Here is a 12,931-nt window from a genome sequence, read left to right as displayed (position 1 = left end):
GGCTCAGTTCCCTCCGGTCGTCGTGGGCGCGGGCGCGGTGGTCGGCGCGGGTCCGGTCGCGGCGGGGGCGACGACGGTGACGCCCGCGGTGGCGTCGGCCCGGCCGCGGGCCCGGGCCCGGGCCCTGGCGGCGGCGCGGAGCCGCAGCAGGCGCCGCTCGCGCAGCGCGCCGAAGGCCCACACGGTGACCGGGGCGAGCGCGATGAGCAGGGCCAGCACGGCCCAGGTGCGCATGGCGGCGTGGGTGTGGCCGAAGTGGACGGAGGCGACGAGCGAGGCGACGAGGATCGCGGCCCAGTAGAGGTGGATGCGGAAGGTGAGGACGCGGTCGGGGCTGGCCGCGCCGCCCTTGGGGGTGACGACGAAGCGGCCGCGGGTGCGCAGCAGCGCGGAGCCGAGGGACTTGAGGTAGATCGGCGCGCACAGCGCGGACATCGCCATGCCGGCGAGGCCGCCGGAGCCCTCGGGTTCGTGGGGCGAGACGTTGTGGCGGCGGTTCCAGAGGTAGAGGCCGATCTGGAGGGCGACGGCGTCGCTGTAGATCATCAGCCAGACCGAGGAGGAGACCTGGGTGCCCGAGGCGCCGAGCCAGAGGAAGAGGACGCAGGAGAGGATGCCGAGCAGCCAGTTGACGGCCGTCATCGGGTAGTAGACGAGCATCAGCGTGTAGTTGAGGAGCCGCCCCGGCGGGGTGCGGAAGGGCGCCTTCCAGAACTGCTTGAGGAGCGTCTCGTAGGTGCCGCGCGACCAGCGCAGTTGCTGGGTGAAGAAGTCCGTCCAGGAGGCGGGTCCCTCGCCCACGGCGAGGACGTCGGGGGTGTAGACGGAGCGCCAGAAGCGGCCGGTCAGCGGGTTCTTCCTGCGGTGCAGCTCGAAGCCGGTCGCCATGTCCTCGGTGACGGAGTCGTACAGGCCGCCGATCTGCTTCAGGGCGGTGATGCGGACGACGTTGTTGGTGCCGACGAACATGGGGGCGCGGTAGCGGTTGCCGGCCCGCTGGATGAGGGCGTGGAAGAGGAACTGCTGCGACTCGGCGGCCTTGGTGACGGCGGAGCTGTAGTTGCCGTAGACCTGCGGGCCGACGACGAAGGCGACGTCGGGGTCCCGGAAGTAGCCGAGCATCCGCTCCAGGAAGTTCGGCAGCGGCACGTGGTCGGTGTCGACGGAGGCGAAGAAGTCGTAGTCGTCGCCGTGCAGGGCGAGCCAGGCGTTGTAGTTGCCGTGCTTGGTGCGGGCCTTGTGGGGGCCCTTCCTGCGGTTCCACTCGGGGACGCCCAGGCGGGTGAAGTGCCGGACGCCGAGCTCCTCGCACAGCGCCTTGGCGGCGGGGTGGTCGCCCTCGTCGAGCAGCCACACGTCGAGCGGGCCGTCGTGGCGCAGCCGTACGGCGCCTTCGAGGGTGGCCCGGACCATGGTGAGCGGTTCCTTGCCGGGCACGTAGGTGGTGAGGAAGGCGACCCGGGTGCCGGGCTCGGGGCGCACGGGTATGGGGTCGCGGGCGACGAGGGTGGCGTGCGCGATCGAGGTGACGTTCACCAGCATGAAGAAGCAGATGAGTCCGATCGCCACGAGCATCACGGTGTCGTACGGCACCCGCCAGGTGTCGTCGCCCTCGCGGACGGTCCAGTGGGTGGGCCAGACGAGGTAGGCGAGGAGCAGCGCCGAGAGCAGCGGCGCGAGGCCCATGAGGAGGACGGCTCGTATTCGGTGCGGTTCCTTCGAGAGCAGACTCCGGTACTGCACCCGGTAGGTGCCCTGCGCCTGGTCCGGTTCCGTGAGGGGACCGGCGAGTCGGCTGTAGGTGTCGTAGTCGTAGCCTCGCGGCCGCACGGTGCCTCCAGCTGTCGTCGAACTGGTCGATAGGCCCACGAAAGGGGACATTTATCGGCGTGTCGACTGGAGGCGTCCGAGTGAGGGTATTTCGCGAAAATCGATCTCCTACGCGTAACGGGTGACGCCCGGCTTCCGCCACCCGGCCCCAGGGACCCTCAGCCCGTCCGTGGGCCGTCGGAGTCGGTCTCGCGGCCGAAGCCGTCCACGAAGGCGGTGAGCAGGCGGGCGAACGCGACCCGGTCGGCGTCCGGCCAGTCCGCCATCGCCCGGGCGAAGACCTGCCGCCGGAAGCGATGAGTACGGTCGACCTGCTCCTGCCCGTCGGCGGTCAGGGCGAGCAGCGCGCGCCGGGCGTCGGAGGGGTCGGGCCGGCGGGCGACCCAGCCCTCCTCGACGGCGCGCAGCACCAGCCGGCTGGCCCGCGGCTGGTCCACGCCGAGCGCGGCGGCGACGTCGCCGACCGAACAGCTGCCGTCCCGCCCCTCGACGGCGTCGAGGACGCCGAAGAGCGTGGGGTCGACCGCCCGCCCGCCGTCCGCCGGCGCGAGCCGGCCGAGGGCGCGGCGGGTCTGACTGCGGCGGATGGCGACCATGGCCCGCTCGACGGCGACCACGGCTTCCTGTTGTTCCCTCTTCGACATACATGTAACTTTACAAGTATGTCTCTGCATGACGGCACGACGCAGCGCCCCCTGGGGTACTGGCTGAAGCACATCGACGGCGCCCTTGAGGCGAGCATGGCCCGCCTCTTCGCAGCCGACAGCCTGACCCGGCGCGGCTGGCAGGTCCTCAACACCGTCGCGCAGGGGCCGGCCTCGCTCGCCGGGCTCGACAAAGCCCTCGCACCCTTCCTGTCCGCCGACGAGCCGACCGTGCGCCCGTACGTCGACGACCTCGCAGGGCGCGGCTGGGCTCACGTGACGGGCGACGGCACGGTGACGCTGACCGAGGAGGGCCGGCGGGCCCACGAGCGCATCGCCGAACAGGTCGGCGCCCTGCGGGCCCGCGTGACGGAGAGCCTGTCGCCCGAGGAGTACGGGATGCTGGTCGGCCTGCTCCAGCGGGTGGCGGCCCACCTGGACGCGGAGGAGCCCCGGGCCGACTGAGGCGGCCCGGGGCTCCTCAGGTACGCGACGGTGAGGCTCGCGCGACTGGCGCCCCACTCCAAGTGAGGTGTGGTCGACGCTCAGCCCAGTCCCTCACCTGGCTCGCCGGCGACCACAACGGCACCTCAAGCGTCCAGATCGACGCCACCACCCAAGCCCTCACCCGCCGCTACGCCCAGCCCTTCGGCGAAGACCGCGGCCCCGCCCCCACCACCTGGACCGGCGAGAAGGGCTTCGTCGGCGGCACCCAGGACCTCGCGGGCCTCACCCTCCTTGGAGCACGCGAATACGACACCACCACGGGTCGCTTCATCATTTCGGACCGATGAATCCCACAGGGAAGGGTGTTGGTTTCAGATTCCCAGGCCCCAAGCAGCACGGGATGGGAATCGACAAGGGAAACCCGGACAATCCGCAGGTACACCAAGAGGTCGATCACGTGGTGATCAATTCCAATGGTAAGGTTATCGGTCGAGACGGGAATCCCATTCAGGGGTCGATAAAGCAAGACACCCACACATGGCTCATATTCCGCTCGAGGACTGACTGAAGTGGGAGAAGTGGGAGAAGTGGGATTCATCGACGGGGGACTAGAGTTCCCTTACGTTCGCGATCAAGTAATTTCCGCACTCGCATCGCTTGCCGACACCGAGTATCAAACACGAGTTTGGGTGGATGGGGCTCTGGAGCCGGATGGCTCCGGAGACGACTTCACCACTGTCGTCAACATTCTCGACGATGCTCGCGCACTCGACTGCCCGGAATCACTTATCGGTTCGGTCCTCCTGAACAAGGAGGAAGCGGAGAGCCTCGACAAGCTTTCGCGGATCATGATCCCGCTTATCGAGGTGCTTGGAGAGGCTCCCGACTCAGATTATGTAAAGTCTTCGGATTGGGGTTTGGTGGTTAGTGCAGCCAGATCCTGCTTGAGAGTAATGGGAGTCACGCCGCACAAGGCGTAGAGTTCAGCCAGTAGGGCCCCGCACGCAACTGCGGGGCCCTACTCGATGGTAGAAGCCGCTGTTTCGAATCTCTGCGCCCAGGAGATGCCTTATGACGGCTCGGAGCGTGAGCGCGTTGACCTCGTGCTGGTCGGTGATCGGACCAGAGCAGCTTCCTGCCGGACCCAGTCGGGGACAAGGAATTTGTACGCGTCCACGGGTGCGCAAGGTTGATCACTTATGCGGTGAAGTTGTTGCGCACGTAGGGCCACTGATGCCACCGAGGCTGCAGTGGACAGCTGCGAAGAGCCGCTGGATGCGCAGTCTGCCGCCGAGGCGGCGGACCAAGCGCGCCCGTGCACTAAACCCGGGCAACGGCAAGCATGTGGGAGCTGGCCGCGAGCAGGTCCGGGTGGGGTTCCGCGAGGCGGGCCGCCGCCAGAGCCGCCTCGAACATGGGCGAGTCGATCAGACTCTCCTTGGTGTACTGCTCCGTCGCCTTGAGAGCGGCCCACACCGGCCCCTCGACCCCGTACACCACCGGGTCCACCAGACCGGCTTCGCGCATCTCGGCCGTCAACCCGTCACCCGTGTGGAAGTAGGAGCTGGTGAACCCCTTGCGGCCCGGTGCGTGGATACCCGTGACGAGGATGTCCGCCACCGCGTCACGAACGCGGTCGACGGTGAGCATGGTGGTGGCCACATGCTCGAAGACGGAGGCGTAACGGCCGATGGCCGCCGCCGCGACGAAGCCGCCGGGGCGGACGACACGGGCCGCCTCGCGCAGGGCGCGGATGCGGTCGCCGTGGTCGAGCAAGTGGTACAACGGCCCGAGGACGAGGGCCACGTCGTACGAATCATCCGGCGCGGCCAGCGCTCGGGCATCGCCCAGTTCGGCGCGGATACCGGCGGCCGTCGCTTCCTCGATGTGACGTGTAACGGGATCGACGAGGTCGACGTCGTACCCGTCCTCGATGAGCCATCGGGCGTGCGCGCCGGGCCCTCCCCCGACGTCGATGATCCGAGCCGGCGCGGCCGGAAGATGCCGTCGCAGGAGTTCCTGCGTGCGGACCATCTCAAGAACACCGTCGGCGCTGCCGGTCAGCCGCTCCGACTCGCTGATGGTCTCGCTGTAGAAGGCGATGATCTCGGGACCTACGGAAGGTGTGGGCATGGTGGCGATTGTGACCGCTGGCGGCGCGCGGTGACAGCCCCTAGCCTGACCGGTCAACCGGTCAGCGCTAACGCCAAGGAACGTACATGCCGCTTCTGAAGTATGAGCAGATCGCCGAGAGTCTTCGCCGTCGCATCGCCGACGGGGAGTTCGGCCCGGGTTCCCTCCTTCCGTCCAGCCGCGACCTGTGCGAGCAGTGGGGCGTCTCACGGGCGACCGCCATCAAGGCCATGGAGGTGCTGCGCGCCGACGGCCTGGTGACGCCCCACCAGGGTCGAGGTTTCTCCGTGGTGGAGACACCGATGGCCAGGCCGGCCGGTGGGCGCGGTACGGGCACCAGCCGGATCCAGGGAGGCATGCCGTTCAGGCGCCTTGGCACTCCGGAGATGCTGGTACCGCCTTCCCACATCGCCGAAGCCCTGGGCCTGGGAAGCGGAGTACGCGCCCTGCATCGCGCCCGGTTGACCTTGATGGAGGACAACCGGCCGCACTCGTACACCGTGGCCTGGTTCCCGCCGGACATCGCCGACGCCTGCCCTCGACTGCACCAGAACCATCCGATCGCCGAAGGGACCACCCACTACGTCCGGCGCACGACCGGTCGCGCCCCGGTCCGGGGCGTGGACGTCACCTCGGTCCGGCTGGCGACCACCGCCGAAGCGGAACACCTTCGGGTGAAGCGCCCGTGCGCCATCGCCATGGTGCTTCACACGGCTTACGACGCACAGGACAGGCCGCTGGTGTGCGAGGAGGGCTTGACGCCCGAGGGGGTATGGGAGCGCACGGACAACTATTCGATGGGGCAAGGAGATTGACTGGACCGGTGGACCGGTCCAGTCTGGTTCCGACGGCAGGCACACGTACCGTGCGCCTCCTCATGCCGGAAGGAGTATCCGCATGCCCACACCTACCGAGGGACCCCGCCCCGGCGAGCCCAGCCGAGCCTTGCGTTTACGGGCTGCCGACGGATGGGAGCGATTCATGCGCCGCGGCCAGGACCGAGCCGGATGGGAGGACGCCCTTCACGCGGTCGGCGCCGACGGCTACGAACAGCACCCGCTCCTGAACACCCTGGTCCGCGATGTCGCCTCGCGCGGCGTGGGGCGCCTCACGGCCGTCACCCACGGGCTTCAGGAGAGCGGGCGCCCGGTTCGCCTGGCGCACATCCGGCCCGCGTCCGGTGTCGAGTGGACCACGGCGGCGGACAACATCCGCGCCGTACCGACCGAGCGCCACGCCCCGTCATGAACGTCGGCGTCAGCCGGCCAGGTACCGCTCCACCGTCTCGACCTTCTGGGTCAGGCCACCCGTCACACCAGGACGGATGTCCGCCTTCAGGACGACCGAGACGCGCGGAGCCCGCGCCTCCACGGCCGCGACGGCGCGCTTGACGACGTCCATGACCTCGTCCCACTCGCCCTCGATCGAGGTGAACATGGCGTCCGTACGGTTCGGCAGGCCCGACTCGCGGACGACCCGGACGGCGTCGGCGACGTACTCGCCGACCTCCTCCCCCACGCCCAGCGGGGTCACCGAGAAGGCGACGATCACGCGTTCACCACGCCTTCGCGGCGGGCGCGGGAGGCGACGACCGCGGCCTCGGCCTCGCGCTTCAGCCTGCGCTCGGCGACGAAGCCGCCGAAGGGCAGGACGGAGAGCACGAAGTAGAGCACGGCCGTGCCGAAGGACCACTTGGTGCGGTTCCAGGCGTCCAGCCAGAAGAGCACGTACAGGACGAAGAGGATGCCGTGGATCGCGCCCATCACCGGGACCGCGTTGAAGTCCGTGGTCCGCTTCAGCACCGAGCAGACCAGGAGCAGCAGGAACGACACGGCCTCCGGCGCGGAGACGAGCCGGAGCCGGTGCAGGGAGGAAGCGGTCTTGATGTCCACGGTAGGGGTCACCTTCGTTCGGATCTTGTGAACGGATGCACAAGGGCCGTTCCATTGTGCACGCCGACTTTGCTGTCTCTTTATCCGGGGGCCCAGTACCTTCCCTTCGTGGCAACGTTCCGACTCCAAGGCAGCAAAGTGCTCGCCGTGACCATGACCGGCGACGCCGTGAAGGCGAAGAACGGCTCGATGGTCGCGTACGACGGCCAGATGGCCTTCAAGAAGATGTCCGGCGGCGGTGAGGGCCTGCGCGGCATGGTCACCCGCCGGCTGACCGGTGAGCAGATGGAGGTGATGGAGGTCCGCGGGCAGGGCACCTGCTGGTTCGCCGACCGGGCCTCCGAGATCAACCTCGTGCAGCTCAACGGCGACAAGCTGTTCGTCGAGGCGAGCAATCTGCTCTGCACCGACGCCGGCCTGCGCACCGGTACGACCTTCACCGGGCTGCGCGGCGGCGCGACGGGCAACGGGCTGTTCACGACGACCGTGGAAGGGACCGGGCAGGCCGCGATCATGTCCGACGGTCCGGCGGTGGTGCTCCGGGTGACCCCGCAGTACCCGCTGTCCGTCGACCCCGGCGCGTACATCGCCCACCAGGGCAACCTCCAGCAGCACTTCCAGTCCGGTGTGACGTTCCGCACGTTCATGGGCGAGGGCGGCGGCGAGGCCTTCCAGATCCGCTTCGAGGGCGACGGGCTGGTGTACGTCCAGCCCAGCGAGCGGAACACGATCGGAGGCGACGTCTGATGCCGTTCCGGGAGATCAACTCCAAGATGGTCGAGGCCACGGTGATCCCGGGGCAGCGACTCTTCAGCCAGCGTGGCGCGATGCTCGCGTACCGCGGCGACGTCACTTTCACGCCGAACATCACCGGCGGCCAGGGCGGTCTGATGTCGATGATCGGGCGCCGGGTGGCCGGCGAGGCGACGCCGCTGATGACCGTGGAGGGCAACGGCACGGTGATGTTCGGGCACGGCGGCCACCACATCCAGGTGATCGCGCTGACCGGAGACACCCTGTACGTGGAGGCCGACCGGCTGCTGGCCTTCGACGGCACCCTGGAGCAGGGCACCATGTTCATGGGCTCGCAGGGCGGCGTGATGGGCATGGTCCGCGGCCAGGTGACCGGCCAGGGCCTGTTCACCACCACGCTCAAGGGCCACGGCTCGGTGGCGGTGATGGCGCACGGCGGCGTGATCGAGCTGCCGATCACGCCCGGCCGCCCGGTGCACGTCGACCCGCAGGCGTACGTGGCCCACCACGGCGACGTGCGCAACAAGCTGTCCACCGCGCTGGGCTGGCGGGACATGGTGGGCCGCGGCTCGGGCGAGGCGTTCCAGCTGGAGCTGAGCGGCAGCGGTGCGGTGTACGTGCAGGCGTCGGAGGAGAAGCTGTGAACACCTTTATGGCCGGGGGCCCTTCGGTGCTCGACCCGCACTCGCTGCCGAGCGACGACAACGTCAACCCGTACACCTTCTGCGTGGAGCTCAAGGGCTCCCAGTGGTTCCTGCAGAAGGGCAAGATGATCGCCTACTACGGGCAGATCGAGTTCAACGGCATCGGCCACGGCCGGCTCGACCGGCTGGTGCGCACGTCCTTCCACTCGCCGCTGCACGCGAGCGACTGGGTGGTGGCGGAGGGCAGCGGCAAGATGCTGCTCGCCGACCGGGCCTTCGACGTGAACTCGTTCGACCTGGACGAGGGCAACCTGACGATCCGCTCCGGGAATCTGCTGGCGTACCAGCCGTCGCTGGCGCTGAAGCAGTCGATCGTGCCGGGCTTCGTGACGCTGATCGGCACGGGCAAGTTCGTCGCGGCGTCGAACGGGCCGGTGGTCTTCATGGAGCCGCCGCTGCGGGTGGATCCGCAGGCACTGGTGGGCTGGGCCGACTGCCCGTCGCCCTGCCACCACTACGACCACGGGTACCTGACCGGCGTGATGGGTGGCGTACGGGCCCTGACGGGCATCGGCGGCACCTCGGGCGAGGAGCATCAGTTCGAGTTCGTCGGAGCGGGTACCGTACTGCTCCAGTCGACGGAGCTGCTGATGCCCGAACGGGCGATCGGCGAGCCGGGGGCGCAGCCCGGTGTGCCGGGCGGCCACGGCGGAGCGGGAGCGCACGGATCCGGCCAGGGGTCGGTCGGTTCGGTACCGCGCCTTCCCGGACAGCTCGGCGACCTGCAGCGTCGCTTCGGTTTGTGAGCGGTAGTCTGCGGAGCGTGACGCGTCGAACACACTCCCAGTACTCGTCCAGTTTTCAACTTCTTAGGTAGAATCCACACATGGAGACCGAGACGGCCACCCCCTGGCTCACCGACGCCGAGCAGTGCGCCTGGCGCACCTATCTGGACGTCAACCGCATGCTGATGTACCAGCTGGAGAAGGACCTGCAGCCCTTCGGCCTGACCATCAACGACTACGAGATCCTGGTGAACCTCTCGGAGGCCGCCGACCGGCGTCTGCGGATGAGCGACCTGGCGGCCGCCACCCTGCAGTCCAAGAGCCGGCTCTCCCACCAGATCACCCGGATGGAGAACGCCGGACTCGTCCGCCGCGAGAACTGCGAGTCCGACCGGCGCGGGCTGTACGCGGTCCTCACCGACGACGGCATGACGACCATGCACAAGGTCGCCCCGCACCACGTCGAGTCGGTGCGCAAGCACTTCATCGACCAGCTCAGCCCGGAAGCCCTCGGCGACCTCCACGAGTCCCTGAAGCCGATCGCGGAGCAGCTGCGCGGCCGCCGCGGCAAGCCGTGAGGGCGTGACCCGGCCCGCCCTGGGTACGGGAAGGGCCCGGCATCACCCGTCGTGCGGGTGGTGCCGGGCCCTTCCCGTGCGCGCGGTCCGCACCCCGGCCGTACGCGCTTCCTCGCCGTACGGCCGGTGCGGGTCCGCTGTCCGCCCGGGCCGTACGCGCTTCCGCTGCCCGTACCGGCCGGTGCGGCGGTAGCGCCCCGGACGGGCCGGTGCGGCGCGCGCCCAGCGGCCCGTACCGCCTGCGCGGCGCGCTCAGTGGCCCGTCAGGCTCGCGATCAGTTCGTCGGAGGCCGCGTACGGATCGAGTTCGCCGGCCGTGATGCGCTCCGCGAGGGCGTCGAGACGGCGGTCGCCGTGCAGGTCGCCGATGCGCTCGCGCAGGGCCGTGACCGCGATCGTCTCGACCTCGCGGGCGGCGCGGGCCCGGCGGCGCTCGGCCAGGACGCCGTGCTCCTCCATCCAGGCGCGGTGCTTCTCCAGGGCCGCCACGACCTCGTCCACGCCCTCGCCGCGCGCCGCGACCGTCTTCACGATCGGCGGGCGCCAGTCGCCGGGGGCGCGGGCCTCGCCGAGGCCCAGCATGTGGTTGAGCTCGCGGGCGGTGGCGTCGGCGCCGTCCCGGTCGGCCTTGTTGACCACGTACACGTCGCCGATCTCCAGGATGCCCGCCTTCGCGGCCTGGATGCCGTCGCCCATGCCCGGTGCGAGCAGCACCACCGAGGTGTCGGCCTGGGAGGCGATCTCCACCTCGGACTGGCCGACGCCGACGGTCTCCACCAGGATCACCTCGCAGCCGGCCGCGTCGAGGACGCGGATGGCCTGCGGGGCGGACCAGGCGAGGCCGCCGAGGTGGCCGCGGGTGGCCATGGAGCGGATGTAGACGCCGGGGTCGGAGGCGTGCTCCGACATCCGCACCCGGTCGCCCAGGAGCGCGCCGCCGCTGAACGGCGAGGACGGGTCGACGGCCAGGACGCCGACCCGCTTGCCCGCCCGGCGGTAGGCGGAGACCAGTGCCGAGGTGGAGGTCGACTTGCCGACGCCGGGTGAGCCGGTCAGGCCCACCACGTAGGCGTTGCCGGTCAGCGGCGCGAGCGCCGCCATCACCTCCCGCAGTTGCGGGGACGCCCCCTCCACGAGCGAGATCAGCCGGGCTACGGCGCGCGGCCGGCCCTCCCGTGCCTGGGCGACCAGAGCGGGGACGTCCACCATGTGCAGCTGCTCCTTGCTGGTTGGGCCTGGGGCGCGTGCCGGGCGCCGCCGGGCGGGCGGGACCTTCGGCACACGCCCTGGTGGTGCCGGATGCTTACTTGCCGGGCACGCGCACGATCAGGGCGTCGCCCTGGCCGCCGCCGCCGCACAGGGCCGCCGCGCCGATGCCGCCGCCGCGCCGCTTGAGCTCCAGCGCGAGGTGCAGCACCACGCGGGCGCCGGACATGCCGATGGGGTGGCCGAGGGCGATGGCGCCGCCGTTGACGTTCACCTTTTCGGGGGTGACGCCGAGGTCCTTCATCGACTGGTGGGCGACCGCGGCGAAGGCCTCGTTGATCTCGATCAGGTCGAGGTCCTCGACCTCCAGGCCCTCCTTCTTGAGGGCGTGGCGGATGGCGTTGGACGGCTGGGACTGCAGCGAGTTGTCCGGGCCGGCCACGTTGCCGTGGGCGCCGATCTCGGCGATCCACTCCAGGCCGAGCTCCTCGGCCTTGGCCTTGCTCATCACGACGACGGCGGCGGCGCCGTCGGAGATCTGCGAGGAGGTGCCGGCGGTGATGGTGCCGTCCTTGGCGAAGGCCGGGCGGAGCTTGCCGAGGGACTCGGCGGTGGTCTCGGCGCGGATGCCCTCGTCCTGCGAGAAGACGACCGGGTCGCCCTTGCGCTGCGGGATCTCGACCGGGGTGATCTCGGCCTCGAAGACGCCGTTCTTCTGGGCGGCGGCGGCGCGCTGGTGCGAGAGGGCGGCGATCTCGTCCTGGACGTCGCGCGGGATGCCCAGTCGGGTGTTGTGCTTCTCGGTGGACTCGCCCATGGCGATGCCCTCGAAGGAGTCGGTGAGGCCGTCGTACGCCATGGCGTCGAGCATCTCGATGGCGCCGTACTTGAAGCCCTCGCGGGACTTCGGCAGCAGGTGCGGGGCGTTCGTCATGGACTCCTGGCCGCCGGCCACGATGACGTCGAACTCGCCCGCGCGGATCAGCTGGTCGGCCAGTGCGATGGCGTCCAGGCCCGACAGGCACACCTTGTTGACGGTGAGCGCGGGGACGTTCATCGGGATGCCCGCCTTGACGGCGGCCTGACGGGCGGGGATCTGTCCGGCGCCCGCCTGGAGCACCTGCCCCATGATCACGTACTGCACCTGGTCGCCGCCGATGCCGGCGCGGTCCAGGGCGGCCTTGATGGCGAAACCGCCGAGGTCGGCGCCGGAGAAGGACTTGAGCGAGCCCAGCAGGCGGCCCATGGGCGTGCGGGCGCCCGCGACGATCACTGAGGTGGTACCGGTCGTTCCAGACATGAGGCACAGCCCCTAGGGATGAGGAGTGAACGAGGGTTTACCTTCAATGTACTGAGCGGTGCGTCGCCCGGTCACCGGCCCGCCGGTGTGACGGCGCGCACGTTGCGTAACCACCGTGCGGGCGCTGCACTGGACGCATGCTGACGCGTATCGACCACATCGGGATCGCCTGCTTCGACCTCGACAGGACCGTCGAGTTCTACCGGGCCACGTACGGCTTCGAGGTCTTCCACTCCGAGGTCAACGAGGAGCAGGGCGTCCGCGAGGCCATGCTCAAGATCAACGACACCTCGGACGGCGGGGCCTCCTACCTCCAGCTGCTGGAGCCCACCCGCGAGGACTCGGCGGTGGGCAAGTGGCTCGCCAAGAACGGCGAGGGCGTGCACCACATCGCCTTCGGCACGGCGGACGTGGACGGGGACGCCGAGGCCATCCGCGGCAAGGGCGTCCGGGTCCTCTACGACGAGCCGCGGATCGGCTCCATGGGCTCCCGCATCACCTTCCTCCACCCCAAGGACTGCCACGGCGTCCTGACCGAACTGGTCACCTCGGCGGAGCCCTCCGCTGACCACTCCTCAGCGGAGCACTGACCTCCGGATTCCCGGCCCGGTAGAGTGGGCGGCTCCGGGCCGGGGCCGGTCGGGGTCGCGTGCGTGCGGCACCGAAGTCGGGATGTCGGGGTCGTCCGATCTGCCACGATTCCCCGGGGGGCCGTTCTG

17 protein-coding genes are annotated in these 12,931 nt (G+C 69.8%); 10 read left to right on the top strand and 7 right to left on the bottom strand.

What is annotated here, in order from left to right:
- Window positions 1-3: 3 nt before the first annotated feature.
- Together ESG85_RS32045 and ESG85_RS32040 are read right to left on the bottom strand one after the other, a co-directional pair.
- Complete coding sequence (locus tag ESG85_RS32045) at window positions 4-1,830, bottom strand: glycosyltransferase family 2 protein (RefSeq protein WP_181019176.1); 1,827 nt, start codon at window positions 1,828-1,830, stop codon at window positions 4-6.
- Window positions 1,831-1,988: 158 nt separating this feature from the next.
- The gene (locus ESG85_RS32040; protein WP_128984679.1) at window positions 1,989-2,474 is read right to left on the bottom strand and encodes a MarR family winged helix-turn-helix transcriptional regulator; all 486 of its coding nucleotides are present in this window, start codon (window positions 2,472-2,474) and stop codon (window positions 1,989-1,991) included.
- A gap of 18 nt (window positions 2,475-2,492) precedes the next feature.
- On the opposite strand from ESG85_RS32040, the gene ESG85_RS32035 reads away from it, so the two are divergent.
- The 3 genes from ESG85_RS32035 to ESG85_RS32025 all read left to right on the top strand — a co-directional run bounded on the left by ESG85_RS32035 (window position 2,493) and on the right by ESG85_RS32025 (window position 3,901).
- On the top strand, window positions 2,493-2,939 hold the full coding sequence (locus ESG85_RS32035) for a MarR family winged helix-turn-helix transcriptional regulator (protein ID WP_128984678.1): 447 nt from the start codon (window positions 2,493-2,495) through the stop codon (window positions 2,937-2,939).
- Between the two features lie 62 nt (window positions 2,940-3,001).
- Window positions 3,002-3,268, top strand: a complete 267-nt coding sequence (locus tag ESG85_RS32030; protein WP_128984677.1) for an RHS repeat-associated core domain-containing protein — start codon at window positions 3,002-3,004, stop codon at window positions 3,266-3,268.
- 240 nt (window positions 3,269-3,508) lie between these two features.
- Window positions 3,509-3,901 carry an SCO4402 family protein gene (locus ESG85_RS32025; protein ID WP_128984676.1) on the top strand — a complete coding sequence of 131 codons (393 nt, stop codon included), beginning with the start codon at window positions 3,509-3,511 and terminating at the stop codon, window positions 3,899-3,901.
- Window positions 3,902-4,241: 340 nt separating this feature from the next.
- On the opposite strand, the gene ESG85_RS32020 is transcribed toward ESG85_RS32025, so the two are convergent.
- The gene (locus tag ESG85_RS32020; protein ID WP_128984675.1) at window positions 4,242-5,054 is read right to left on the bottom strand and encodes a class I SAM-dependent methyltransferase; all 813 of its coding nucleotides are present in this window, start codon (window positions 5,052-5,054) and stop codon (window positions 4,242-4,244) included.
- 86 nt (window positions 5,055-5,140) lie between these two features.
- Between ESG85_RS32020 and ESG85_RS32015 the strand changes: the two genes are divergently transcribed.
- Both ESG85_RS32015 and ESG85_RS32010 read left to right on the top strand, forming a co-directional pair.
- Entirely contained in the window at window positions 5,141-5,869 is a 729-nt protein-coding gene (locus tag ESG85_RS32015; RefSeq protein WP_128984674.1) for a GntR family transcriptional regulator, read from the top strand.
- 166 nt (window positions 5,870-6,035) lie between these two features.
- Window positions 6,036-6,302, top strand: coding sequence for a hypothetical protein (locus tag ESG85_RS32010; RefSeq protein WP_128984673.1), 267 nt, complete (start codon window positions 6,036-6,038; stop codon window positions 6,300-6,302).
- Between the two features lie 9 nt (window positions 6,303-6,311).
- On the opposite strand, the gene ESG85_RS32005 is transcribed toward ESG85_RS32010, so the two are convergent.
- The gene (locus ESG85_RS32005) at window positions 6,312-6,605 is read right to left on the bottom strand and encodes an MTH1187 family thiamine-binding protein (protein ID WP_128984672.1); all 294 of its coding nucleotides are present in this window, start codon (window positions 6,603-6,605) and stop codon (window positions 6,312-6,314) included.
- Entirely contained in the window at window positions 6,602-6,946 is a 345-nt protein-coding gene (locus ESG85_RS32000) for a DUF3817 domain-containing protein (RefSeq protein ID WP_128984671.1), read from the bottom strand. The genes ESG85_RS32005 and ESG85_RS32000 overlap by 4 nt, the downstream gene beginning before the upstream one ends.
- A 108-nt stretch (window positions 6,947-7,054) precedes the next feature.
- Here ESG85_RS32000 and ESG85_RS31995 point away from each other — a divergent pair, with 108 nt between their 5' ends.
- The 4 genes from ESG85_RS31995 (at window position 7,055) to ESG85_RS31980 (ending at window position 9,706) form a co-directional block, all read left to right on the top strand.
- Window positions 7,055-7,693: an AIM24 family protein gene (locus ESG85_RS31995; RefSeq protein WP_128984670.1), complete on the top strand. Its 639-nt coding sequence runs from the start codon at window positions 7,055-7,057 to the stop codon at window positions 7,691-7,693.
- Complete coding sequence (locus ESG85_RS31990) at window positions 7,693-8,343, top strand: AIM24 family protein (RefSeq protein WP_128984669.1); 651 nt, start codon at window positions 7,693-7,695, stop codon at window positions 8,341-8,343. The genes ESG85_RS31995 and ESG85_RS31990 overlap by 1 nt, the downstream gene beginning before the upstream one ends.
- A gap of 8 nt (window positions 8,344-8,351) precedes the next feature.
- Complete coding sequence (locus ESG85_RS31985) at window positions 8,352-9,149, top strand: AIM24 family protein (RefSeq protein ID WP_128984704.1); 798 nt, start codon at window positions 8,352-8,354, stop codon at window positions 9,147-9,149.
- Window positions 9,150-9,229: 80 nt separating this feature from the next.
- Window positions 9,230-9,706 carry a MarR family winged helix-turn-helix transcriptional regulator gene (locus tag ESG85_RS31980; protein WP_128984668.1) on the top strand — a complete coding sequence of 159 codons (477 nt, stop codon included), beginning with the start codon at window positions 9,230-9,232 and terminating at the stop codon, window positions 9,704-9,706.
- 252 nt (window positions 9,707-9,958) lie between these two features.
- Here ESG85_RS31980 and meaB read toward each other — a convergent pair whose 3' ends face one another.
- A complete protein-coding gene (meaB, locus tag ESG85_RS31975) occupies window positions 9,959-10,915 on the bottom strand; it encodes a methylmalonyl Co-A mutase-associated GTPase MeaB (protein WP_128984667.1) in 957 nt (318 codons plus the stop codon).
- Window positions 10,916-11,009: 94 nt separating this feature from the next.
- Window positions 11,010-12,212 (bottom strand): acetyl-CoA C-acetyltransferase, encoded by a 1,203-nt coding sequence (locus ESG85_RS31970; RefSeq protein ID WP_128984666.1) that lies wholly within the window; start codon window positions 12,210-12,212, stop codon window positions 11,010-11,012.
- A gap of 137 nt (window positions 12,213-12,349) precedes the next feature.
- Here ESG85_RS31970 and mce point away from each other — a divergent pair, with 137 nt between their 5' ends.
- Window positions 12,350-12,802 (top strand): methylmalonyl-CoA epimerase, encoded by a 453-nt coding sequence (gene mce / locus ESG85_RS31965; protein ID WP_128984665.1) that lies wholly within the window; start codon window positions 12,350-12,352, stop codon window positions 12,800-12,802.
- Window positions 12,803-12,931: the final 129 nt, after the last annotated feature.

Origin of the sequence: Streptomyces roseicoloratus, from assembly GCF_004117935.1 — a bacterium.
Lineage (GTDB): Bacteria > Actinomycetota > Actinomycetes > Streptomycetales > Streptomycetaceae > Streptomyces > Streptomyces roseicoloratus.
The sequence above is the reverse complement of the archived record's forward strand: the minus strand, read 5'-3'. Positions and strand labels throughout refer to the sequence as shown.

Excerpts from the sequence above, each read along its gene's own strand:
- ESG85_RS31980 (WP_128984668.1), top strand. The coding sequence starts at position 9,230 with ATGGAGACCGAGACGGCCACCCCCTGGCTCACCGACGCCGAGCAGTGC.
- ESG85_RS31985 (WP_128984704.1), top strand. The coding sequence starts at position 8,352 with ATGGCCGGGGGCCCTTCGGTGCTCGACCCGCACTCGCTGCCGAGCGAC.
- ESG85_RS31990 (WP_128984669.1), top strand. The coding sequence starts at position 7,693 with ATGCCGTTCCGGGAGATCAACTCCAAGATGGTCGAGGCCACGGTGATC.
- ESG85_RS32040 (WP_128984679.1), bottom strand. The coding sequence starts at position 2,474 with ATGTCGAAGAGGGAACAACAGGAAGCCGTGGTCGCCGTCGAGCGGGCC.
- ESG85_RS32015 (WP_128984674.1), top strand. The coding sequence starts at position 5,141 with ATGCCGCTTCTGAAGTATGAGCAGATCGCCGAGAGTCTTCGCCGTCGC.
- ESG85_RS31970 (WP_128984666.1), bottom strand. The coding sequence starts at position 12,212 with ATGTCTGGAACGACCGGTACCACCTCAGTGATCGTCGCGGGCGCCCGC.
- ESG85_RS32010 (WP_128984673.1), top strand. The coding sequence starts at position 6,036 with ATGCGCCGCGGCCAGGACCGAGCCGGATGGGAGGACGCCCTTCACGCG.
- ESG85_RS32020 (WP_128984675.1), bottom strand. The coding sequence starts at position 5,054 with ATGCCCACACCTTCCGTAGGTCCCGAGATCATCGCCTTCTACAGCGAG.
- meaB (WP_128984667.1), bottom strand. The coding sequence starts at position 10,915 with ATGGTGGACGTCCCCGCTCTGGTCGCCCAGGCACGGGAGGGCCGGCCG.
- ESG85_RS32035 (WP_128984678.1), top strand. The coding sequence starts at position 2,493 with ATGTCTCTGCATGACGGCACGACGCAGCGCCCCCTGGGGTACTGGCTG.
- mce (WP_128984665.1), top strand. The coding sequence starts at position 12,350 with ATGCTGACGCGTATCGACCACATCGGGATCGCCTGCTTCGACCTCGAC.